The sequence below is a fragment of the Mycobacterium sp. E2989 genome, from assembly GCF_001667595.1.
Lineage (GTDB): Bacteria > Actinomycetota > Actinomycetes > Mycobacteriales > Mycobacteriaceae > Mycobacterium.
The window spans coordinates 51,005-72,431 of sequence record NZ_LZJX01000108.1 but is presented as its reverse complement, the minus strand read 5'-3'; the positions used below and the strand labels follow the sequence as shown (position 1 = coordinate 72,431).

Below are 21,427 nucleotides of genomic sequence, written 5' to 3'. Positions count from 1 at the left end.
ACCAGCCGCGGCGCGAACCGCCGAACACCCCGGCGCTACTCGCCGACGGCGCGCGGCAGGTCGCGGGGCCAGCCGTAGTTGCGCATCGGCATCGCGTAGTCCAGGTGCTCGAAGATCGGGTCCTCGTCGTCGATCTCCAGCACCACCGCGCCCGGGCGCCGCAGCCGCGACGGGACCACGTCGTAGTCCCGGTCGTAGGCGTTCTCCACGCCCATGCGGGCCCGGGCCATCCGCTGCATGCGGCGGCGACGCACCTTCTCCTCGATGCGGGTCTGGCGGCGCAGGTACGCCAGGTAGAGCAGCGTCACGGCGGTGGCGGCGCCGCACGCCCACCACGCCGTCGGCGAGATCTTGAACGCGGCCATGGCCGTGCCGACCAGGACGACGGCCATGACCATCAGCACACGCTTGCGGAACTTGTACTTGCGCGCGCTCACCGCGGCGGCGGTCTTCGCGTCGAACCGGCGACGGCGCGAGGCGTTCCGCGGGATCGGTGCCGGCATCTCCTCGTCGTCGGCTTCGGCGTCCGGCTCCAAACCGGAGGAGTCCTCGACGTACTCGTAGCCCTCGTCGTCTTCGTCGCCGTGCTGGGCGACCACGTCGGTGTCGGAATCCTCGTCGTCCTCGTCGGCTTCGGGTTCCTCCTCGACCGCCGCGGCGACGCCGGCCGGCAGCGCCTGCGAATCCTCGACGACGTCGACGTCGAGGTAATCGGGCTCGGTGCGCTCGGGCGTCGCAAGCTTCATAACGACGGGACGCGCGGCCTGTAGCTCCTCGGTGTCGTGCTCTTCGTCCTCGTCCTCGTCCTCGGCGAGGTCGACCTCGCTTTCCGCCGACCCTTCCGCCGGCTTCCAGTCCGGATCGCTGCGATGACCGGCGGCGGGGCCATTGCGCTTGAGCAGGCGGGAATTCGCACCCCCGTTGAGGACCCGGGTCGCCAGGGCCACGTCACTGGTGCGCCGGACGGCGTCTCGTTTGCTGACGAGCATCGGCACCAAGACGAACAGCCAAAGCACTACGAGCGAGATCCACAACAGTGACTGCGGGATGCTTGGCATGACGACCTGCTCTCTTCGGTTCCGATCCCCGCGAGGCTTGGCCAGCGCGGCCGGGTCTTAGTGACCAGCACAATTACACACCTGTAATTTGGCTCTCACAAGCACCACGAGTCACTCGTGTCGCGATAGCCACAGATAGGCCCGCTTGCTGGGGCGGCGCGGTCATGCCCAGCTGGCGTGCCCGCCCCGAACCAGGGTCGATGCCACCGATCCGGACACCTCTTCGGCCGTGATCGCCATCAACAGGTGGTCCCGCCAGGCCTTGTCCACCTCGAGGTAGCGCTGCAACAACCCCTCTTGGCGGAAGCCCACCTTCGCCAGCACGGCCCGGCTGGCGGCGTTCTCGGGCCGCACGGTGGCCTCGACGCGGTGCAGCATCACCGGGCCGAAGCAGTGGTCCAGGCCCAGGGCCAGCGCGGCCGTGGCCACCCCGCCGCCGGTCGCCGACCGCGGCACCCAGTAACCGATCCAGGCCGACCGCAGCGCCCCATGGGTGACGTTGCCGATGGTCAGCTGGCCGCAGAACTGGCCGTCCAGTTCGATGACGTAGGGCAGCATGCGGCCGGCGCGGGCCTCGGCGCGCAGACCGGAACACAGCGCAGGCCACGCCGCGACCGTGTGCCGGCTCGTCCAATCGGTCTCGGCGCTGGGCTCCCACGGCTCGAGGTGCGCGCGGTCGGCCAACCGGATGCGGCTCCATTGGGCGCCGTCGCGCATCCGCACGGCGCGCAACCGGACGACGCCGGCCGGAACGCGCAGCGGCCCCACGTCCAGCGGCCACCCCGGATGACGGGCGTTGGTGCGCAACAGGTTCACGAGCGTGCGGAGTCGTTGCACTTAACCGCGCTGAGCCAGGAAGGCGACGTCGACGATCTCGCCGGTGCGTATCTGTTCGGCGCCGCTGGGCACCACCACGAGGCAGTTCGCCTCGGCGAGGGTGGCCAGCAGGTGCGAGGACGCGCCGGGGGCCCCGCCCAGCGCCTGCACCAGGTACTCCCCGGTCTCCTGGTCGCGCATCAGCTGGCCGCGCAGGTAGCCCTTCCGCCCGGCGACCGAGGTGATCGGTGAGAGTGTGCGCGCCTGGACAATTCGGCGCATCGGCTGGCGCTTGCCCAGCGACAGGCGGATCAGCGGCCGCACCATCACCTCGAAGACCACCAGGGCGCTGACCGGGTTCGCGGGCAGCAGGAACGTCGGGACGCCTTCGCGACCGAGCTGCCCGAACCCCTGCACGGACCCCGGATGCATGGCGACGCGAACGACTTCCATCTCCCCGAGCTCGGACAGCACCGACCGCACCGCCTCGGCCGCCGCGCCCCCGACCCCGCCGGCGATCACCAGAACCTCGGCGCGGTTGATCTGGCCCTCGACGGTCTCGCGGAATTCCCGGGCGTCGTTGCTGACGATGCCGATGCGGTTGACCTCCGCGCCGGCATCCCGGGCCGCGGCCGCCAAGGCGTAGGAGTTGACGTCGTAGACCTGGCCGTTGCCCGGGGTCCGCGAGATGTCGACCAGTTCGCCACCGACGGCCAGCACCGCCACCCGCGGCCGCGGATGAACCAGCACCCGTTCGCGGCCGACCGCCGCCAGCAGGCCGACCTGGGCGGCCCCGATGACCGTGCCCGCGCGCACCGCGACGTCGCCGGGCTGCACGTCGTCGCCGGTGCGGCGCACGTACGCCCCCGAGGGCGCCCCCCGCAGGATCCGCACCCGGGTGCTGCCGCCGTCGGTCCAGCGCAACGGGATCACGGCGTCGGCCAGCGTCGGCAGCGGGGCGCCCGTGTGCACGCGGGCGGCCTGGCGGGGCTGCAGCCGGCTGGGCGTGCGCGCCCCGGCCTCGATGGTGCCCATCACCGGCAGCACCAGGCCCTCACGCCGGTCTTCGTCGATATCGGTGCCGGGCGGCTCGCCGAGGCTCTCGGCACCCACTTCCCCAACGCCGAGCACGTCGACGCTGCGCACCGCGTACCCGTCGATGGCGGCCTGATCGAAGCCGGGCATCGGGCGCTCGGTGACGACTTCCTCGGCGCACATCAGGCCCTGCGCCTCGGCGATGGCCACCTTGATGGGCCGCGGAGCCACCGCGGCGGCCGTTATCCGGGCCTGCTGCTCCTCAACAGAACGCACAGCGCGCCTCTCTGCCGTCTACGGGCGCCCGCTTGGCCGGGTATCGGCCGGCTACTTCTCGGCCAGGCCCAACCGCGCCACCAACCATCGCCGCAAATCCGGGCCGTAGTCGTCACGATCCAATGCAAAGTCAACCGCAGCCTTGAGGTAGCCGCCGGGATTTCCCAAGTCGTGTCGAGATCCGCGATGCACGACGACATGCACCGGGTGGCCCTCGGAGATCAGCAACGCGATCGCGTCGGTGAGCTGCACTTCGCCGCCCACCCCATGCTCGACGCGGCGCAGCGCGTCGAAGATCGCCCGGTCGAGCACGTAGCGGCCCGCCGCGGCGAACAACGACGGGGCGTCCTCGCGCTTGGGCTTCTCGACCATGCCGTTGACCTTCAGCACGTCGGGGTCGGCGCCGGGCACCGGCTCGACATCGAAAACGCCGTAGGCGCTGATCTCTTCGGGCGCCACCTCGATGGCGCACAGCACCGAGCCGCCGTAGTCCGCGCGCACCTTTGACATCGTCTCCAGGACTCCGGTCGGCAGCACCAGGTCGTCGGGCAGCAGGACCATCACGGCGTCGTCGTCGAGCGTCAGCGTGGGCTCGACGCAACTGATGGCGTGCCCCAGCCCGAGCGGCTCGGCCTGAACCACGGACTCGACCTTGATCAGTTGCGGCGCCCGGCGCACCTTGTCGAGCATCGCCTTCTTGCCGCGGGCCTCCAGCGTGCCCTCGAGCACCAGGTCCTCGACGAAGTGCGCGACCACGCCGTCCTTGCCCTCGGAGGTGATGATCACCAGCCGGTCGGCGCCCGCCTCGGCCGCCTCGGCGGCGACCAGCTCGATGCCGGGCGTGTCGACGACCGGCAGCAGCTCCTTGGGCACCGTTTTCGTCGCGGGCAGGAAGCGGGTACCAAGACCGGCAGCGGGCACGATCGCCGTGTGTGGGACCACCACGTTTGGGCTTGACATTGTTCACACGATAACCCGAACGCCGTTTGCCGAGTCGATGTGGCGCGGGCAAAGACGGGGCTGCAATGGTTGTCCCATGGCGACCACCGGCAAGGCCGCGTTGCGCGAGCAACTGCAGGCGGCCCGGCGCCGCGTTGCCGACGACGTCCGGGCCGCGGAGGCGCGAATGCTGAGTGCGCGACTGGAAGCCTTGGAAGGCGTCGTGAGCAGCGGCGACACCGTGTGCGCCTTCGTGCCGGTGGGTGCCGAACCAGGGTCGATCGACATGGTCGAGGCGTTGCTGCGGCGGTACGCACGGGTGCTGCTTCCGGTTGCGCGCACCGCCGCCGGCAACGCGCCGCTGCCCCTGCGCTGGGGCGAATACCGGCCCGGCACGCTGACCTCCGCGCGGTGGGGATTGCTCGAGCCACCGGAGCCGTGGCTGCCCGCGTCGGCGATCGCCGAGGCGAGCCTGATCCTGGTGCCGGCGCTGGCCGTCGACCGCTCCGGGGTGCGGTTGGGCCGGGGCGGCGGCTTCTACGACCGATCGCTGGGCGGCCGGGACCCCGGGGCGCGGCTGGTCGCCGTGGTGCGCGACGCGGAATTGGTGGACGAGTTACCCGCCGAGCCGCACGACGTTGCGATGACCCACGCCCTCACGCCGCGGCGGGGCTTGATCGCCCTCGGGTAACAGTTCGGGAATGAGTGACATCACGTGGCGGTTCTAGCACTTGAGACGCTAGAGTGCTAACAAGCTTTGCAATCACCCGGAGGTTTTCGTGCCGACTTACAGCTATCAGTGCACCCAGTGCGACGATCGCTTCGACATCGTGCAGGCCTTCACCGACGACGCGCTGACCACTTGCGAGCGCTGCTCCGGCCGGCTGCGCAAGCTGTTCAACTCCGTCGGGGTGGTGTTCAAGGGCAGCGGCTTCTACCGCACCGACAGCCGGGAGTCCGGCAAGAAGACGGGCTCGAGCAACGGGTCCTCGTCGAGCGATTCGGGTTCGGGCTCGTCGTCGAGCGAGAAGTCGACCGGGTCGAGCGGGTCGGGCGACAAGTCGGGCGCCAGCTCCACGGCGTCCACCGCGGCCGCGTCGGCCTGACGGGTTATCCACAATCGCCGTCGTCGGCGGCATTCGCCCCTGAGCGGGCTGCGCTTACCGTTGCCGCGTGCGCGAACCGTCGCTGAACCCAAGCCTGTTCGGCCGCCTCTGGACGGCGCGTCCGGATTGGACTCGGACCGTCATGGCGCGTCGGGTCGCCGCAGGCGGCCTCGTGGTGCTGGCCGGGCTGGCGGCGCTGCGCTCCAACCCGGCCGGTGATTACGCCGACGTGGTGGTCGCCGATCACGACCTGCGGCCCGGCGCAGCACTGACCCCGAACGACGTTCGCCTCGAAAAGCGTTTGGCCACAACCATTCCCGATGGGTCGTTGGTCGATGTGCGGACCGTGACGGGTTCGACGCTGGCCGGCCCGGCCAGGCGCGGCGAGGTCCTCACCGACGTCCGGTTGCTGGGCAGCCGGCTGGCGGAAGTGACCGCCGGGCCCGGCGCCCGCATCGTGCCGCTGCGGCTGGCCGACAGCGCCCTGATCGACCTGGTCCGCGTCGGCGACGTCGTCGACGTGCTGGCCGCGCCGGCGGCATCCACGGAGACCGCCCAGCCCGTCCCCAAGGTGGTGGCCACCGACGCCGTCGTGGTGCTCGTGTCGGCCAAGCCAAAGATCCAGGGCGCGGACGGCGACCGCGTAGTGTTGGTGGCGCTGCCGGCCCGCGTGGCGAACACGGTGGCGGGCTCGGCGCTGGGCCAGGCGGTCACCCTCACCCTGCACTGAGCGCCCCGCCGCGGTTGGCCAAGCAGCCGAGGAGCAAACTCTGTCCAATCCCAGGAAGGACATCTTCAATGTTCAAAGGGTTCAAGGAGTTTCTGTCGCGGGGGAACATCGTCGACCTGGCCGTCGCGGTGGTCATCGGTACCGCATTCACCGCGCTGGTCACCAAGTTCACCGAAAGCATCATCACGCCGCTGATCAACCGGATCGGCGTCAATCAGCAATCCAATGTCGGCGCCCTGAAGATCGGCATCGGCGGCGGTCAGACGATCGACCTGAACATCCTGCTGTCCGCCGCGATCAACTTCATCCTCATCGCCGCGGTCGTGTATTTCTTCGTCGTGCTGCCCTACAACACGTTGCGCAAGCGCGGTGAGGTCGAGCAGGCCGACGACGCGCAGGTGGTCTTGCTGACCGAGATCCGCGACCTGCTCGCGCAGACCAACGGGGATTCATCGGGCAGGCACGGCGGCGCGGCGGCCACTACGCCGCCCCCGGAGCACGGCCCGCGCGCGGACGCCGAGCAGTGAGCGCGCGCTGCGGCGCCTAGATTTCCAGGCTCGACAGCTGCCCGATGATCTGGGCGGCCAGGGGGTTCAGCGTCGCCATGCCGTCACGCACGGCATAGCGGGAACCCGCCAGGTTCACCACCAACGTGCTGCCGGACACCCCGGCCAGGCCGCGTGACAGCCCGGCGTCGGTGATGCCCGCGGACAGTCCCGACGCCCGGATGGCTTCGGCGATGCCGAGGATTTCGCGATCCAGGATCTCGCGGGTGGCCTCAGGGGTGACGTCGCGCGGCGTCACACCCGTCCCGCCGACGGAGACCACCAGGTCCACCCCGCCGATCACCGCGGTGTTGAGCGCGTTGCGGATCTCGACCTCGTCCGCCGCGACCGCAACCACGCCGTCGACGACGAAACCCGCCTCGGTCAGCAGCTCGGTGACCAACGGCCCGCTGTGGTCCTCGTCCCCGTGGGCCGTGCGATCGTCGACCACGACGACCAGGGCCCGGCCAACGACCAACTCCGCGCCCGTTTCCATGGGTGCCACGGTATAACCGAGCTCCGACAATCCCGCCGCGGAGGGTTCTTCGACTCGCATTACTGATCCGCCTTCCCCAGGGTTACCGGCACGGTACGGCTGCCACCAGCGGGATCCTGGAAGGTCAGCGAGATCTTGTCGCCGGGCGCCTTGGACCGCACGGCGGCGACCAACGCGTCGGCACTGCTGATCGGGCGGTCGTCGACCTTGGTGACGGTCACGTTCTTGGGCACCCCGGCGGTCGCGGCCGCCCCGCCCGGCACGACGTCGACGACCTTGGCGCCCGGCGAACCCTTGTCGTTGGTCACCTGCACGCCCAGTGAGGCGTGGGACGCCTTGCCACTGCTGATCAGCTCGTCGGCGATGCGCTTGGCCTGGTCGACGGGGATCGCGAAACCGAGCCCGATCGAACCGCTCTGGGCGTCCGGCGAATCCGCACCCAGGGTGGCGATCGCCGAGTTGACGCCGACCAGTTGACCCTGCATGTTGACCAGCGCGCCGCCCGAGTTACCCGGGTTGATGGCGGCGTCGGTCTGGATCGCGTCCAGCACGGTGTTCTGGTTGCCCGACTCGCCCGTGGTGGACACCGGCCGGTTCAGCGCGCTGACGATTCCGGTGGTGACGGTTCCCGACAGGCCCAGCGGCGACCCGATGGCCACCACCGGTTGGCCCACGCGCAGATCCGACGAGGAGCCCAGGGAAATCGGGGCGAGGCCGGAGACGCCCTGCACGCGGATCACGGCGATGTCGCTGGTGGGATCGGCGCCGACAACCGTGAACGGCGCGGTGCGACCGTCGGCGAAGGTCACCGTGGTCTTCGGGGCGGGACCACCCGGTCCGCCACCGGGACCTCCGGGCGGACCGCCGGGGGGCGCACCGGGAGGAGCGGGCGGCTTGGGCGTCCCGGCGGCCGCGGCGACCACATGGTTGTTGGTCAGGATCAACCCATCGGCCGAAAGAATGATGCCGGAGCCCTCCTCGGACTGCCGGCCCAGGTCGGTCTCCAGCATGACGACGCTGGGCACCACCTTGGCGGCGACCTGTTCGACGCTGCCCGGCGGCATGTTCGCCGCCGGGACGCTGGGCGCGCCGCCGCCGGTGATGCTGTGCCCGCTGCCGTTGTTCGAATGCGTGCCCAGCTCGACGGCCGTCGCCGCGGCGCCGCCGATGCCGGCCGACACCACCGCGATGGCCAGGGCGCCCACGGCCAACAGCCCCGCGCGGGGCCGTTTTTGGGGCCCCGGGGGCATCGGCGGCAGCATGCCGGGAATCGGGCCCGTCCCCGTGGCCCCGGGAATCGGGCCTACCCCGGTGCCGCCGGGGATCCGGCCCGGGCCGGTGGCGCTGAACGGGTCGTAGGGCTGCCGGAACTGGCCGGTCGGCTGCGATTGCTGCCGCCAGTCGAACGGCTGGCCGTACGGTTGCCCCTGGCCATAAGCGGGGTTCCCCGGGTGGCTCGGGGTGGGCGCAGGCTGATTCGGCGCAGGACGATATCCCGGCTGCTGCGGCGGTGGCGAATACCTCGGGTCATTCGTCATGTCGCTACGTCGCTCTTCCTCTATGTATTCGGCTCGGCGGCTCGACTGGGCCATTCAACCCTAGCCGCAGACCTAGGTTGCCCGCGCGGACTGAGAGTCCACTGAGATAACGTTCGCCGGTTCCCGAGAGTTCGACTCCCCGGTCGCCACGGGAACGGTGGGGTCGGTGCCCGATTCCTTGTTGGCGGGTGCGGGGTACGCCGGCGGCGGCATCGGCCGCCCGGGCAGCAGCACGTAGAACGAGGTCCCCGGCGGCTGACCGCCCGGCACGGTGTCTTCGACCCGGAGCAATCCGCCGTGGTTGAGCACAACCTTCTTGACGATCGCCAGCCCGAGCCCGGACCCCGGCATCGCGCGGGCGGTCGTCGAACGGTAGAACCGCTCGAACACCAGGCGGCGTTCGTGCGGCGGAATGCCGGGGCCGTGGTCGGACACCACCAACTCCGCGTGCGACGGGTCGAGTTGCCGCATCCTGACGCCGACGTGGCCGCCCGGCGGGCTCCACTTGGCCGCGTTGTCCAGCAGGTTAAGCACCGCCCGCGACAGCCCGGCGGCGTCGCCGAACGTCTGCCAGGGCGTCACGTCGACGTCGAAGTGAATGTCGTTGCGCCGCCGCCGGACTCGCTCGAGGCTGCGTTCGACGACCTCGGACATGTCGACGGGTTCGTGCACCACCTGGCCGGCGTCGTCACGGGTCAGGTCCACCAAATCGCCGACCAGCGTGGAGAGCTCTTCGATCTGCGCCAGCACGTCGGCGCGCAGGCCGACCATCTCCTGCTCGGGCAGCCGCGGCGCCCCGGGTTCCATCGACGCCATCAGCAGCTCGACGTTGGTGCGCAACGACGTGAGCGGGGTGCGCAATTCGTGCCCGGCGTCGGTGACCAGCCGCGCCTGCCGCTCGCGCGACTCGGCCAGCGCGCGCAGCATCAAGTTGAACGCCTCGGTGAGCCGGGCCAATTCGTCGCTACCGAACACCGGAATGGGCCGCAGGTCGTCGGTGCGCGCCACCCGTTCGGCCGCTTCGGTGAGGCGGGCCACCGGACGGAGCCCCGCCCGGGTGACCATGCCGCCGGCCACCGCCGCGACCGCGACGCCGACGCCGCCGACGATCAGCAGCACCCAGCGCAGCTTGGTCATCACCGCCTCGGTCGGTTTGAGGCTCTTGGAGATCAACAGCGAGCAGCCGTTGGGCAGGTGGATGGCCAGGACCCGTTGATCGGCCGCCGTGCGCCGCGACATGAACAGGTCACCGCGGATCACCGCTTTTTCCGGCGCGCCGACGGGCAGCGTCTGGCCCGGCTGCTGCGCCGTGTAGATCGAGTGGCCGGGATTGACCAGCATCGCGTTGACGTCGGAGTAGGCGGTGCCCTCGATGGCCTTCCCCGGGTCGGCGGCCAGCGAACCGCTGGCGATCAGCAGCTGCGCCCGGCTTTGCAGCTGATTGTCGATGTCGTTGTACAACGCGGCCGAGATCACCGCGTACACGGCGAACGCCATCAGCACGACGACCATCGCCACCATCGACATCGCCAGCAGCATCACGCGCCACCGCAGGGACAACGAGCTGGTGGCGCGCAGCGGTACGCGTTGCGGCCGTTGGTACCGGATCATCGGCGAGGGTGGCTGGTCACGGCGGCGTCTCCCGGAGGACGTAGCCCACGCCGCGCACCGTGTGGATGAGTCGTGGTTCTCCGTCGGCCTCGGTCTTGCGGCGCAGATAGCCGACGTAGACCTCCAGCGCGTTGCCGGAGGTGGGGAAGTCGAATCCCCACACCTCCTCCAGAATCCGGCTGCGGGTGAGCACGCGGCGCGGATTGGCGATCAGCATCTCCAGCAAAGCGAATTCGGTGCGGGTCAGGCTGATCTGGCGTTGCCCGCGGGTGACCTCCCGGGTCACCGGGTCCAGCGTGAGATCGGAGAACGTCATGGCCACCGATTCGGCGTCCTCGTCGTCGGGTTTGGTGCGGCGCAGCAGAGCCCGCATCCGGGCCAGCAGCTCCTCGAGCGCGAACGGCTTGGGCAAGTAGTCGTCCGCGCCGGCGTCCAGGCCCGCGACCCGCTCGGAAACCGAATCGCGGGCGGTGAGCACCAAGATCGGCAGGTCGTCGCCGGTGCTGCGGAGCTGACGGCACACCTCGAGGCCGTCGAGCCGCGGCATCATCACGTCGAGCACGAGCGCGTCGGGCCGGTCGCTGGCGATCAGCTCCAGCGCCTCCACCCCGTCGTGGGCCAACTCGACCGAGTAGCCATTGAAGGAAAGCGACCGGCGCAGCGATTCACGCACTGCGCGATCGTCGTCGACGACCAGTATCCGCACGGGCCTAGTGTCGTCCCGACGCCTGAGAGCGGGCTGAGAGGCGCGCCGCGTATTTGCCGAGATTAACTAACGGCGGTCGAGGTCGATCAGGCCGAGGCGGGCGGCCTTGAGCAGCCGGCGGGGCACCTTGTGCTTCTGGCCCGCGACCGTCACACCGACGAGCTCGGTCTTGGTGGCCTTCCACTGCGCGCGACGGCTACGGGTGTTCGCGCGCGACATCCTGCGCTTGGGTACGGCCATGGTCGGGCCTAACTCCTCGTCTCGGGGGTTTGTCGCGCGGCGTGGCCGGTGCGGCCGAACGTGCGACGATTGCTATCAGGATAGTCGGTGGCCTGCCGCGCACCAAAATGGCGCCCGGGGGCGTCGAGATTGCCGTGGCGGCCGTGATCCGGGCGCGGACCACGACCATGGCGGCAATCTCGGCGCGGGAAGCGGCTGGGGCGTCCTTGACGGGGCGCCGGCGCGACCCGCTAACCTACCGGTTGGTTGGTTGGTTTGCGCTCACCGGTGAATCGCAGATGGGAGGACGCCGTGGCCTCTGCCCCTGGTCGTGGCGCGGTCCGAATCGCGAACTGCTCCGGCTTCTACGGCGATCGGCTCTCGGCGATGCGCGAGATGCTCACCGGCGGCTCCAATGACCCCGTGGACTACCTGACCGGCGACTACCTGGCCGAACTGACCATGCTGATCCTGGGCCGCGACCGGATGAAGCATCCCGAACGCGGCTACGCCAAGACCTTCGTCACCCAGCTCGAGGACTGCCTGGGCGAGGCCCGCGACCGGGGCGTCCGCATCGTCGCCAACGCGGGCGGCCTCAACCCGGCCGGCCTGGCCGACGCGATCCGCGCCCTGGCCGAGCGGCTCGGCATCCCGGCCCGCGTCGCCCACGTGGAGGGCGACGACCTGCTGGGGCGCGCCGCCGAACTCGGGCTGGGCACCCCGCTGACCGCCAACGCCTACCTCGGCGCCTGGGGCATCGTTGACTGCCTGGACGACGGCGCCGACGTCGTCGTCACGGGCCGGGTCACCGACGCGTCGGTGATCGTCGGGGCGGCCGCCGCGCACTTCGGTTGGGGGCGCACCGACTACGACCGGCTGGCCGGGGCGGTGGTCGCGGGCCACGTCATCGAGTGCGGGGTGCAGGCCACCGGCGGCAACTACTCCTTCTTCACCGAAGTTTCCGACCTGGGCCACGCCGGCTTTCCGCTGGCCGAGGTTCACGCCGACGGCTCCTCGGTGATCACCAAGCACCCGGGCACCGGCGGGCTCGTCAGCGTCGACACCGTCACGGCGCAGCTGCTCTACGAGATCGGCGGCGCCCGCTACGCCAACCCCGACGTCACCGCCCGGATGGACACCGTCGAGCTGTCCGCGGACGGCCCCGACCGGGTGCGCATCAGCGGCGTGCGCGGGGAGGCCCCGCCGCCCACCTACAAGGTGTCGCTGAACAGCATCGGCGGATTCCGCAATTCCATGACGTTCGTGCTGACCGGTCTCGACATCGAGGCCAAGGCCGACTTGGTGCGCCGGCAGCTCGAGGCCGCGCTCACGGTCAAGCCCGCGGAGCTGCAGTGGTCGCTCGCCCGCACCGACCACACCGACGCCGACACCGAGGAAGCGGCCAGCGCGCTTCTGCACTGCGTGGTCCGCGATCCCGATCCCGCGAACGTCGGGCGCCAATTCTCCTCGGCCGCCGTGGAATTGGCGCTCGCCAGCTACCCGGGCTTTCACGTGACCGCCCCGCCGGGTGACGGCCAGGTCTACGGGGTGTTCACCGCGGGCTACGTGGACGCCAAGGAGGTGCCGCACGTCGCGGTGCACGCCGACGGTACCCGAGTCGAGATCCCCTGCGCCGCGGACACTTTGGAGCTCGCGCCCGCCGATCCCCCGCCGCTGCCGGAACCGTTGCCCGATGGGCCCACCCGCCGCGTGCCGCTGGGCCGCATCGCCGGGGCCCGCAGCGGCGACAAGGGCGGCTCGGCCAACGTGGGGGTCTGGGTCCGCACCGACGAACAATGGCGCTGGCTGGCCAACACGCTGACCGTCGAGAAGCTCAGGGAGCTGCTGCCGGAAGCGGCGGAGTTCGGCGTCACCCGCCACGTGCTGCCGAACCTGCGCGCGATCAACTTCGTCATCGACGGCATCCTCGGCCAGGGCGTCGCCTATCAGGCGCGGTTCGACCCCCAGGCCAAGGGGCTGGGTGAATGGCTGCGCGGCCGCCACGTCGAGATCCCCGAAAGGCTCCTATGAATCTTTGGACGACGCCGGAGCGCGAAGAGTTGCGAAAGACGGTGCGCTCCTTCACCGAACGGGAGATCCTGCCCCACGTCGACGAGTGGGAACGCGTCGGCGAGCTCCCGCGCGAACTGCACCGGCGCGCCGGGGCGGCCGGGCTGCTGGGCGCGAACTTTCCCGAGGCGGTTGGCGGGGGTGGGGGCGACGGCGCGGACGCGGTGATCATCTGCGAGGAGGTGCACCAGACCGGCGCTCCCGGTGGTGTTTTCGCGTCACTGTTCACCTGTGGCATCGCGGTGCCGCACATGATCGCCTCCGGCGATCAACGGCTGATCATGGAGTTCGTCCGGCCGACGCTGGCCGGCGACAAGATCGGCGCGCTGGCCATCACCGAGCCCGGCGGCGGTTCGGACGTCGGGCACCTGCGAACCTCGGCGGTCCGGGACGGGGATCACTACGTGGTCAACGGCGCCAAGACCTACATCACCTCCGGGGTCCGCGCCGACTACGTCGTCACCGCGGTGCGCACCGGCGGGCCCGGGGCGGCGGGGGTGTCCCTGCTGGTGATCGAGAAGGGCACACCGGGTTTCGAGGTGAGCCGCAAGCTGGCCAAGATGGGATGGCGGTCCTCCGACACCGCCGAGCTGTCCTTCGTCGACGCCAGGGTGCCGGCGGCCAACCTGGTCGGCGCCGAGAACAGCGGCTTCCTGCAAATCGCGCAGGCCTTCGTGGCCGAGCGAATCGGCCTTGCCGCACAGGCGTATTCGAGCGCCCAGCGGTGCCTGGACCTGACGCTGCAGTGGTGCCGCGACCGGGAGACCTTCGGCCGGCCACTGATCTCACGCCAGTCGGTGCAGAACACGCTCGCCGAGATGGCCCGGCGCATCGACGTCGCCCGCGTCTACTCCCGCAACGTGGTCGAGCGCCAGCTCGCCGGCGAGACCAACCTGATCGCCGAGGTGTGCTTCGCCAAGAACACCGCCGTCGAGGCCGGCGAATGGGTGGCCAACCAGGCGGTGCAGCTGTTCGGCGGCATGGGCTACATGGCCGAATCCGAAGTCGAACGCCAGTACCGCGACATGCGGATCCTGGGCATCGGCGGCGGAACCACCGAGATACTGACCGCACTGGCCGCGAAAACGCTTGGATATCAATCATGATCACACCGTCTCCTCCTCATCGCTTCGCTCTGCATCGTCGGCGGTGGTCATGACCGTCCTGCAGTCCACCCTCGACCCGCAATCGGCCGCCTACTCCGACGCGGCGTCGACCGCGACCTCCCGGCTCGAGGAGATCGACGCCGAACTCGCCAAAGCGCTTGCGGGCGGCGGTCCCAAGTACGTCGAGCGCCACCACGCCCGCGGCAAGCTGACCGCCCGCGAACGCATCGAGTTGCTCGTGGACCCCGACTCCCCGTTCTTGGAGCTCAGCCCGCTGGCGGCCTACGGCACCGCGTTCACCGTCGGCGCCAGCACGGTCACCGGGATCGGCGTGGTGTGCGGGGTGGAATGCCTGATCGTCGCGAACGACCCGACCGTCAAGGGCGGCACCAGCAACCCGTGGACCCTGAAAAAGATCCTGCGCGCCAACCAGATCGCGTTCGAAAACCGGCTGCCGGTCATCTCCCTGGTGGAGTCCGGCGGGGCGGACCTGCCCACCCAGAAGGAGATCTTCATCCCCGGCGGGCGGATGTTCCGCGACCTGACCCGCCTGTCGGCCGCCGGCATCCCCACCATCGCCCTGGTATTCGGCAACTCCACCGCCGGTGGTGCCTACATTCCCGGCATGTCCGACCACGTGGTGATGATCAAGGAACGCTCGAAGGTGTTCCTCGCCGGCCCGCCGCTGGTGAAGATGGCCACCGGCGAGGAGTCAGACGACGAATCGCTGGGCGGGGCCGAAATGCATTCCCGCGTATCCGGTTTGGCGGATTACTTCGCCGTCGACGAGCTGGACGCCATCCGCATCGGCCGCCGTATCGTCGCCCGGCTCAACTGGCGCAAAGAGGGCCCGGCGCCCGGGCCGGTCATCGATCCGTTGTTCGACGCCGAAGAGCTGATCGGCATCGTGCCCGCGGATCTGCGCATCCCGTTCGACCCACGCGAGGTGATCGCCCGCATCGTCGACGGCTCCGAATTCGACGAATTCAAGGCCATGTACGGGTCATCGCTGGTGACGGGATGGGCCCGCCTGCACGGCTACCCGCTGGGCATCCTGGCCAACGCGCGCGGCGTGCTGTTCAGCGATGAATCGCAGAAGGCGACCCAGTTCATCCAGCTGGCCAACCGCTCCAACACTCCACTGTTGTTCCTGCACAACACCACCGGCTACATGGTGGGCAGGGACTACGAAGAGGGCGGGATGATCAAGCACGGCTCGATGATGATCAACGCGGTCTCCAACTCGACCGTCCCGCACATCTCGCTGTTGATCGGCGCCTCCTACGGCGCCGGCCATTACGGCATGTGCGGGCGGGCCTATGACCCCCGGTTCCTGTTCGCCTGGCCCAGCGCCAAGTCCGCGGTGATGGGCGGCGCCCAGCTGGCGGGTGTCTTGTCGATCGTGGCGCGGGCCGCCGCCGAAGCCCGCGGCCAGCAGGTCGACGAGGACGCCGACGCCGCAATGCGAGCCGCCGTCGAGGGGCAGATCGAGGCCGAGTCGCTACCGCTGGTCCTGTCCGGGATGCTGTACGACGACGGGGTGATCGACCCGCGCGACACCCGCACCGTGTTGGGAATGTGTCTGTCCGCCATCGCAAATGGCCCGATCAAGGGGACGTCGAACTTCGGCGTCTTCCGGATGTGAGCCCCATGGTCACTCGAGTGCTGGTCGCCAACCGGGGCGAGATCGCCCGACGGGTGTTCGCCACCTGCCGGCGGCTGGGCCTGGGCACCGTCGCGGTCTACACCGACCCGGATGCCGCCGCGCCGCACGTCGCCGAGGCCGACGCCCGGGTCCGGCTGCCGAAGACCAACGACTACCTCAACGCGGAGGCGATCATCGCCGCCGCCCGCGCCGCGGGCGCCGACGCCGTGCATCCGGGATACGGGTTCCTCTCGGAGAACGCCGAATTCGCCGCCGCCGTGCAGGCCGCGGGCCTGACCTGGATCGGGCCGCCGGTGGACGCGGTGCGGGCGATGGGCTCCAAGATCGAGTCCAAGAAGCTTATGGCCGCCGCCGGAGTTCCGGTGCTCGACGAGCTCGACCCCGACACGGTCACCGAGGCGCAGCTGCCGGTGCTGGTCAAGGCCTCCGCCGGCGGCGGCGGCCGCGGGATGCGGGTCGTCCGCGAATTGGGCTCTCTCGCAAGCGAAGTAGAGGCGGCCCGCCGGGAGGCGCAATCCGCGTTCGGCGACCCGACCGTGTTTTGCGAGCGCTACCTGCCCACCGGGCACCACATCGAGGTGCAGGTGATGGCCGACGCCCACGGCACCGTCTGGTCCGTCGGGGAACGCGAATGCTCCATTCAGCGCCGGCACCAGAAGATCATCGAGGAGGCCCCCTCCCCCTTGGTCGAGCGCACACCCGGCATGCGGGCCAAGCTGTTCGACGCGGCCCGACTGGCCGCCGAGGCCATCGGCTACACGGGCGCCGGGACGGTTGAATTCCTCGCCGACGATGACGGCGATTTCTTTTTCCTCGAAATGAACACCCGGCTGCAGGTCGAGCACCCGGTGACCGAGGAGACCACCGGGCTCGACCTCGTCGAACTGCAGATCACCGTCGCCGACGGCGGTCGGCTCGACACCGAACCCCCGCCCGCGCAGGGCCATTCGATCGAGGCCCGCCTCTACGCCGAGGATCCCGCACAGGGCTGGCAGCCGCAGGCGGGCCGCGTGCACACCGTCGACGTGCCCGGCGTCGGTGCGCGGTTCACCACGTTGGCGCGCCGGACCGGCATCCGGCTCGATTCGGGCATCGCCGCCGGATCCACGGTGTCCATCCACTACGACCCGATGCTGGCCAAGGTCATCTCCTACGCGCCGACGCGCCGCCAAGCGGCGCTGGTGCTGGCCGACGCGCTCGCCCGCACCCGCCTGCACGGCCTGCGCACCAACCGCGAGTTGCTGGTCAACGTCCTGCGCCACCCCGCCTTTCTCGACGGCGCCACGGACACCGCGTTTTTCGACACACACGGCTTGGAGAAGCTGTCCGCCCCCCTGGCCGACGCCGCCACCGTCCGGTTGTCCGCGATCGCGGCCGCGCTCTCCGACGCCGCGCACAACCGCGCGGCCGCGCCCGTCCTGGGCACGCTGCCCAGCGGCTGGCGAAACCTGCCGTCCGGCTACCAGGTGAAGACCTACCGCGATGCCGACGGCGGTGAGCACCGCGTCGAATACCGCTTCACCAGAACCGGATTGCGGTTGTCCGACGACGAACAGGTCCAGCTCGTCTCGGCCACGCCCGACGAGGTGGTGCTGGCCGACGGCTCCGGGGTGGCGCGCGCCCTCACGGTCGCGCGCTACGGTGACGACGTCTACGTCGACTCGGCGCGCGGGCCCGTGCACCTGGTCGCGCTGCCGCGTTTCCCGGAACCGGGTTCGGCCGTCGAACAGGGGTCCCTGGTGGCGCCGATGCCCGGCAACGTGATTCGGATCGGTGCCGCGGCCGGCGACACCGTCGAGGCCGGCCAGGCGTTGATCTGGCTCGAGGCGATGAAGATGGAACACACCATCACCGCACCGACCGACGGGGTGCTCGTCGAACTCAACGTCAAGACCGGTCAGCAAGTCGAGGTGGGCGCCGTCCTGGCAAGGGTGGAAGCGCCGCAAGCAGAAGGAGATCCAGCATGACCGACACCAGCTTCATCGAGAGCGAGGAGCGGCGGGCCCTGCGCAAGTCGGTGGCCGCCTGGGCCGCCAACTACGGCAGTGAGTACTACCTGAAGAAGGCCCGCGCGCAGCAGCACACCGACGAATTGTGGTCGGAGGCAGGCAAACTCGGTTTCCTCGGGGTGAACCTGCCCGAGGAGTACGGCGGCGGCGGCGCCGGCATGTACGAGCTGTCGCTGGTGATGGAGGAGATGGCGGCGGCGGGCAGCGCGCTGCTGCTGATGGTGGTATCGCCGGCGATCAACGGCACGATCATCAGCAAGTTCGGCACCGACGAGCAGAAGAAACGCTGGATTCCCGGCATCGCCGACGGCACCCTGACGATGGCCTTCGCCATCACCGAGCCCGACGCCGGGTCCAACTCGCACAAGATCACCACCACCGCCCGGCGCGACGGCGGCGACTGGATCCTCAAAGGACAGAAGGTGTACATCTCCGGCATCGACCAGGCGCAGGCCGTCCTGGTGGTGGGCCGCACCGAGGAGGCCAAGACCGGCAAGCTGCGTCCCGCGCTGTTTGTGGTGCCCACCGACGCCCCCGGATTCACTTACACGCCAATCGAAATGGAGCTGATCAGTCCCGAGCGGCAGTTCCAGGTGTTCCTCGACGACGTCCGGCTGCCGGCCGACGCGCTGGTGGGTTCGGAGGACGCCGCGATCGCGCAGCTCTTCGCGGGGCTGAATCCCGAACGGATCATGGGCGCCGCCAGCTCGGTCGGTATGGGTCGGTTCGCGCTCGAAAAGGCCGCCGACTATGTCAAGACCCGCCAGGTGTGGGGCACGCCGATCGGGGCGCACCAGGGGCTGTCGCACCCGTTGGCGCAGTGCCACATCGAGGTGCAACTGGCCAAGCTGATGATGCAGAAGGCCGCCGCGCTGTATGACAGCGGTGACGACGCGGGCGCGGCGGAGGCGGCCAACATGGCGAAATATGCTGCGGCCGAAGCGGCCACCCGCTCGGTGGACCAGGCCGTGCAGTCGATGGGCGGCAACGGGCTGACCAAGGAGTACGGCGTTGCCGCCATGCTCGCCTCGGCGCGGCTGGGCCGCATCGCCCCCGTCAGCCGGGAGATGGTGCTGAACTTCGTGGCGCAGACATCGCTGGGTCTGCCCCGGTCGTACTGATGGAGACGCTGGTCGAATACGCCGGTCCCGCCGACAGCGGCGGACCGTTCGCGCGCCTGACGCTGAACTCGCCCCACAACCGCAACGCGCTGTCGACCGCGCTCGTCGAGCAGTTGCACCGGGGCCTGCGCGACGCCGCGGCGGACCCGGCCGTGCGCGCGGTGGTGTTGGGGCACACCGGCAACACGTTCTGCGCCGGGGCCGACCTCGGGGAGGCCAGCGGCGGCAGCCCATTCGACCTCGCTCTCGCCCGCGCCCGGGAATTGACGGCGGTGTTGCGGGCCATCGTGTCCTCGCCGCGGCCGGTGATCGCCGCGATCAATGGGCACGTCCGCGCCGGCGGGTTCGGGCTCGTCGGCGCGTGTGACATCGCCGTCGCCGGCCCGCGCAGCACCTTCGCCCTGACCGAGGCCCGCATCGGCGTCGCGCCGGCGATCATCTCGCTGACGCTGCTGCCGAAACTGGCGCCGCGCGCCGCGGCGCGCTACTACCTGACCGGCGAGACGTTTGACGCCGGCGCCGCGGCGGAGATCGGGCTGATCACGATGGCCGCCGAGGACGTCGACACCGCGGTCGGTGGACTGCTCGCCGACGCGGGCCGCGGTTCGCCGCAGGGGTTGGCGGCCTCCAAGGCGCTGACGACGGCCGCGGTGCTGGAGGGGTTCGACCGCGACGCGGAACGGCTGGCCGAGGAATCGGCCCGCCTCTTCGTGTCCGACGAAGCCCGCGAAGGCATGCTGGCGTTCCTGCAGAAGCGCGCCCCTAGCTGGGCAAGTTAGCCAGGTGTCAAACAACCGCCCCCGCGTGGACGCGGCGGCGCGGGGCAACATTGCAGTTTGACCAATCCTCTTGCGGCAATAGCCGGACGTCGTAGGCTCGTGGGTGATGAGCAACTCTGCACAACCCGATGCGAACGACACGCGCGACGAATCGTCGCGCGCGGCCGACACCGATCGCATCCAGATCGCGCAGTTGCTGGCCTACGCGGCCGAGCAGGGCCGCCTGCAGCTCAAGGACTACGAAGACCGCTTGACCAAGGCCTATGCCGCGACAACGTACGCGGAACTGGACCAGCTGCGGGCCGACCTGCCGGGCGCACCGGTCAACCCGCGCCGGGGCGGCAAGCCCAACCCGGCGCCGTCCACACTGCTGCTGGCCCTGCTGAGCGGCTTCGAGCGGCGGGGTCGATGGAACGTGCCCAAGAAGCTCACCACCTTCACGCTGTGGGGCAGCGGGGTGGTCGATCTGCGCTACGCCGACTTCACCTCGACCGAGGTCGACATCCACGCGATGTCCATCATGGGCGTGCAGAACATTTTGCTGCCGCCCGAAGTCAACGTCGAAATCCACGGCCGCGGGGTGATGGGCAACTTCGACCGCAGCGTCCTCGGCCAGGGCACGCCCGGCGCACCGACGGTGCGAATTCGCGGCTGGTCGCTTTGGGGCGGTGTCGGCATTCTCCGCAAGGCGCGCCGGCCGCGCGGGTAGCCGCGCGTCTCAGCTCGGCACGTAGTCGAACTTGTCGGGGTTGGGCCCGTTGCGTCCCGACTCGCCCTTGTCCAGGGCTGAAATCGCGTCCATGTCGGAATCGTCCAACTCGAAGTCGAAAAGCTCGAAGTTTTCTTTGACCCGCTCCGGGGTCACCGACTTCGGAAAGACGATGTCGCCCCGCTGAATGTGCCAGCGCAACACCACCTGCGCCGCCGACTTACCCCGGGCATCGGCGATGCGGTTGATCACCGGGTCATCGAGCACCTTGCCCTGCGCGATGGGCGCCCACGCCTCGGTGGCGATGCCGTGCTCGCGTCCGTACGCCCGGACCTCCTTATTACCGAAGTACGGATGAAGCTCGATCTGGTTGACCGACGGCACCGTGTCGGTTTCGCTGGCGAGCCGTTCCAGGTGCGCCACTTGGAAATTCGAGACACCGATGCTGCGGGCGCGCCCGTCCCGGGCGAACTCCTCGAAGACCTTCCAAGTCGAGACGAAGTCGCCGTCGTACAGCGTCGGCAGCGGCCAGTGGATGAGAAACAGGTCCACGTAATCGGATTCCAGCGCCTTCAGCGTGCGGTCGAACGCGCGGCGCGCGTCGTCGGGTTTGTGAAAACCGTTGTTGAGCTTGCTGGTGACGAAGACGTCGGCGCGATCCAGTCCGGCATCGCGAATGCCTTGTCCCACTTCGGCTTCGTTGCCGTACATCTCGGCGGTGTCGATGTGTCGGTAGCCGATCTCCAGCGCGGTCTTGACCGCCGCGGCTGTCTCGTCGGGCTTGATCTGGAACACCCCGAAGCCAAGCTGCGGGATGCTGACACCATTGTTGAGTTCGATCGTCGGAACCTTGCTCATGCGTCTCCTCCTTCTCGCTCCGTGTACCCGGTCG

21 protein-coding genes are annotated in these 21,427 nt (G+C 69.8%); 11 read left to right on the top strand and 10 right to left on the bottom strand.

The genetic code is table 11. From position 1 onward, the window contains the following. Positions 1-35 precede the first annotated feature (35 nt). The 4 genes from glpR to A5680_RS19145 all read right to left on the bottom strand — a co-directional run bounded on the left by glpR (position 36) and on the right by A5680_RS19145 (position 4,145). Entirely contained in the window at positions 36-1,058 is a 1,023-nt protein-coding gene (glpR, locus tag A5680_RS19160) for a gephyrin-like molybdotransferase receptor GlpR (RefSeq protein WP_067822114.1), read from the bottom strand. A gap of 162 nt (positions 1,059-1,220) precedes the next feature. Beyond that, entirely contained in the window at positions 1,221-1,874 is a 654-nt protein-coding gene (locus A5680_RS19155) for a GNAT family N-acetyltransferase (RefSeq protein ID WP_197281203.1), read from the bottom strand. Positions 1,875-1,895: 21 nt separating this feature from the next. Next, positions 1,896-3,185, bottom strand: a complete 1,290-nt coding sequence (gene glp / locus A5680_RS19150) for a gephyrin-like molybdotransferase Glp (protein WP_067822112.1) — start codon at positions 3,183-3,185, stop codon at positions 1,896-1,898. Positions 3,186-3,236: 51 nt separating this feature from the next. Next, positions 3,237-4,145, bottom strand: a complete 909-nt coding sequence (locus A5680_RS19145; protein WP_055402608.1) for a UTP--glucose-1-phosphate uridylyltransferase — start codon at positions 4,143-4,145, stop codon at positions 3,237-3,239. A 76-nt stretch (positions 4,146-4,221) separates the two neighbouring features. On the opposite strand from A5680_RS19145, the gene A5680_RS19140 reads away from it, so the two are divergent. The 4 genes from A5680_RS19140 (at position 4,222) to mscL (ending at position 6,487) form a co-directional block, all read left to right on the top strand. Continuing rightward, positions 4,222-4,815 (top strand): 5-formyltetrahydrofolate cyclo-ligase, encoded by a 594-nt coding sequence (locus A5680_RS19140; RefSeq protein WP_067822109.1) that lies wholly within the window; start codon positions 4,222-4,224, stop codon positions 4,813-4,815. Positions 4,816-4,903: 88 nt separating this feature from the next. After that, entirely contained in the window at positions 4,904-5,230 is a 327-nt protein-coding gene (locus A5680_RS19135; RefSeq protein ID WP_055402755.1) for an FmdB family zinc ribbon protein, read from the top strand. Between the two features lie 67 nt (positions 5,231-5,297). Further along, on the top strand, positions 5,298-5,960 hold the full coding sequence (locus tag A5680_RS19130; protein WP_067822107.1) for an SAF domain-containing protein: 663 nt from the start codon (positions 5,298-5,300) through the stop codon (positions 5,958-5,960). A 68-nt stretch (positions 5,961-6,028) separates the two neighbouring features. Beyond that, positions 6,029-6,487 carry a large-conductance mechanosensitive channel protein MscL gene (mscL, locus tag A5680_RS19125; protein WP_067822104.1) on the top strand — a complete coding sequence of 153 codons (459 nt, stop codon included), beginning with the start codon at positions 6,029-6,031 and terminating at the stop codon, positions 6,485-6,487. 16 nt (positions 6,488-6,503) lie between these two features. Here the strand turns inward: mscL and A5680_RS19120 are convergent, their stop codons facing one another. The 5 genes from A5680_RS19120 to rpmF form a co-directional block, all read right to left on the bottom strand. Further along, positions 6,504-7,061, bottom strand: coding sequence for a molybdenum cofactor biosynthesis protein B (locus A5680_RS19120; protein WP_055402749.1), 558 nt, complete (start codon positions 7,059-7,061; stop codon positions 6,504-6,506). Further along, positions 7,061-8,593, bottom strand: coding sequence for a S1C family serine protease (locus A5680_RS19115; protein WP_156675172.1), 1,533 nt, complete (start codon positions 8,591-8,593; stop codon positions 7,061-7,063). The genes A5680_RS19120 and A5680_RS19115 overlap by 1 nt, the downstream gene beginning before the upstream one ends. An 18-nt stretch (positions 8,594-8,611) precedes the next feature. Further along, positions 8,612-10,150, bottom strand: coding sequence for a HAMP domain-containing sensor histidine kinase (locus A5680_RS19110; RefSeq protein ID WP_067822098.1), 1,539 nt, complete (start codon positions 10,148-10,150; stop codon positions 8,612-8,614). Between the two features lie 16 nt (positions 10,151-10,166). Beyond that, on the bottom strand, positions 10,167-10,856 hold the full coding sequence (gene mprA / locus A5680_RS19105) for a two-component system response regulator MprA (RefSeq protein WP_055402744.1): 690 nt from the start codon (positions 10,854-10,856) through the stop codon (positions 10,167-10,169). A gap of 66 nt (positions 10,857-10,922) precedes the next feature. Further along, positions 10,923-11,096: a 50S ribosomal protein L32 gene (rpmF, locus tag A5680_RS19100; protein ID WP_007168835.1), complete on the bottom strand. Its 174-nt coding sequence runs from the start codon at positions 11,094-11,096 to the stop codon at positions 10,923-10,925. 291 nt (positions 11,097-11,387) lie between these two features. Between rpmF and A5680_RS19095 the strand changes: the two genes are divergently transcribed. The 7 genes from A5680_RS19095 (at position 11,388) to A5680_RS19065 (ending at position 20,535) form a co-directional block, all read left to right on the top strand. Further along, the gene (locus A5680_RS19095) at positions 11,388-13,106 is read left to right on the top strand and encodes an acyclic terpene utilization AtuA family protein (protein ID WP_067822097.1); all 1,719 of its coding nucleotides are present in this window, start codon (positions 11,388-11,390) and stop codon (positions 13,104-13,106) included. Next, complete coding sequence (locus A5680_RS19090; protein ID WP_067822096.1) at positions 13,103-14,251, top strand: acyl-CoA dehydrogenase family protein; 1,149 nt, start codon at positions 13,103-13,105, stop codon at positions 14,249-14,251. The genes A5680_RS19095 and A5680_RS19090 overlap by 4 nt, the downstream gene beginning before the upstream one ends. Positions 14,252-14,300: 49 nt before the next feature. Further along, complete coding sequence (locus A5680_RS19085) at positions 14,301-15,896, top strand: acyl-CoA carboxylase subunit beta (RefSeq protein WP_067822238.1); 1,596 nt, start codon at positions 14,301-14,303, stop codon at positions 15,894-15,896. A 5-nt stretch (positions 15,897-15,901) separates the two neighbouring features. Then, positions 15,902-17,884, top strand: a complete 1,983-nt coding sequence (locus A5680_RS19080) for a biotin carboxylase N-terminal domain-containing protein (RefSeq protein ID WP_067822094.1) — start codon at positions 15,902-15,904, stop codon at positions 17,882-17,884. Continuing rightward, a complete protein-coding gene (locus A5680_RS19075; protein ID WP_067822086.1) occupies positions 17,881-19,047 on the top strand; it encodes an acyl-CoA dehydrogenase family protein in 1,167 nt (388 codons plus the stop codon). Before A5680_RS19080 ends, A5680_RS19075 begins: the two co-directional genes overlap by 4 nt. After that, positions 19,047-19,826: an enoyl-CoA hydratase family protein gene (locus A5680_RS19070; RefSeq protein ID WP_067822083.1), complete on the top strand. Its 780-nt coding sequence runs from the start codon at positions 19,047-19,049 to the stop codon at positions 19,824-19,826. The genes A5680_RS19075 and A5680_RS19070 overlap by 1 nt, the downstream gene beginning before the upstream one ends. Positions 19,827-19,932: 106 nt before the next feature. Continuing rightward, positions 19,933-20,535, top strand: coding sequence for a DUF1707 domain-containing protein (locus A5680_RS19065; protein ID WP_055402732.1), 603 nt, complete (start codon positions 19,933-19,935; stop codon positions 20,533-20,535). A 9-nt stretch (positions 20,536-20,544) separates the two neighbouring features. Here the strand turns inward: A5680_RS19065 and A5680_RS19060 are convergent, their stop codons facing one another. Next, positions 20,545-21,393: an aldo/keto reductase gene (locus tag A5680_RS19060; RefSeq protein WP_067822080.1), complete on the bottom strand. Its 849-nt coding sequence runs from the start codon at positions 21,391-21,393 to the stop codon at positions 20,545-20,547. Positions 21,394-21,427: the final 34 nt, after the last annotated feature.

What these genes read in the sequence shown, in the direction of transcription:
- A5680_RS19070 (WP_067822083.1), top strand. Translation starts at nt 19,047, where the DNA reads ATGGAGACGCTGGTCGAATACGCCGGTCCCGCCGACAGCGGCGGACCG.
- mscL (WP_067822104.1), top strand. Translation starts at nt 6,029, where the DNA reads ATGTTCAAAGGGTTCAAGGAGTTTCTGTCGCGGGGGAACATCGTCGAC.
- A5680_RS19140 (WP_067822109.1), top strand. Translation starts at nt 4,222, where the DNA reads ATGGCGACCACCGGCAAGGCCGCGTTGCGCGAGCAACTGCAGGCGGCC.
- A5680_RS19085 (WP_067822238.1), top strand. Translation starts at nt 14,301, where the DNA reads ATGACCGTCCTGCAGTCCACCCTCGACCCGCAATCGGCCGCCTACTCC.
- A5680_RS19115 (WP_156675172.1), bottom strand. Translation starts at nt 8,593, where the DNA reads ATGGCCCAGTCGAGCCGCCGAGCCGAATACATAGAGGAAGAGCGACGT.
- A5680_RS19065 (WP_055402732.1), top strand. Translation starts at nt 19,933, where the DNA reads ATGAGCAACTCTGCACAACCCGATGCGAACGACACGCGCGACGAATCG.
- A5680_RS19080 (WP_067822094.1), top strand. Translation starts at nt 15,902, where the DNA reads ATGGTCACTCGAGTGCTGGTCGCCAACCGGGGCGAGATCGCCCGACGG.
- A5680_RS19060 (WP_067822080.1), bottom strand. Translation starts at nt 21,393, where the DNA reads ATGAGCAAGGTTCCGACGATCGAACTCAACAATGGTGTCAGCATCCCG.
- A5680_RS19090 (WP_067822096.1), top strand. Translation starts at nt 13,103, where the DNA reads ATGAATCTTTGGACGACGCCGGAGCGCGAAGAGTTGCGAAAGACGGTG.
- rpmF (WP_007168835.1), bottom strand. Translation starts at nt 11,096, where the DNA reads ATGGCCGTACCCAAGCGCAGGATGTCGCGCGCGAACACCCGTAGCCGT.
- A5680_RS19120 (WP_055402749.1), bottom strand. Translation starts at nt 7,061, where the DNA reads ATGCGAGTCGAAGAACCCTCCGCGGCGGGATTGTCGGAGCTCGGTTAT.
- A5680_RS19075 (WP_067822086.1), top strand. Translation starts at nt 17,881, where the DNA reads ATGACCGACACCAGCTTCATCGAGAGCGAGGAGCGGCGGGCCCTGCGC.
- A5680_RS19145 (WP_055402608.1), bottom strand. Translation starts at nt 4,145, where the DNA reads ATGTCAAGCCCAAACGTGGTGGTCCCACACACGGCGATCGTGCCCGCT.
- glpR (WP_067822114.1), bottom strand. Translation starts at nt 1,058, where the DNA reads ATGCCAAGCATCCCGCAGTCACTGTTGTGGATCTCGCTCGTAGTGCTT.
- A5680_RS19110 (WP_067822098.1), bottom strand. Translation starts at nt 10,150, where the DNA reads ATGATCCGGTACCAACGGCCGCAACGCGTACCGCTGCGCGCCACCAGC.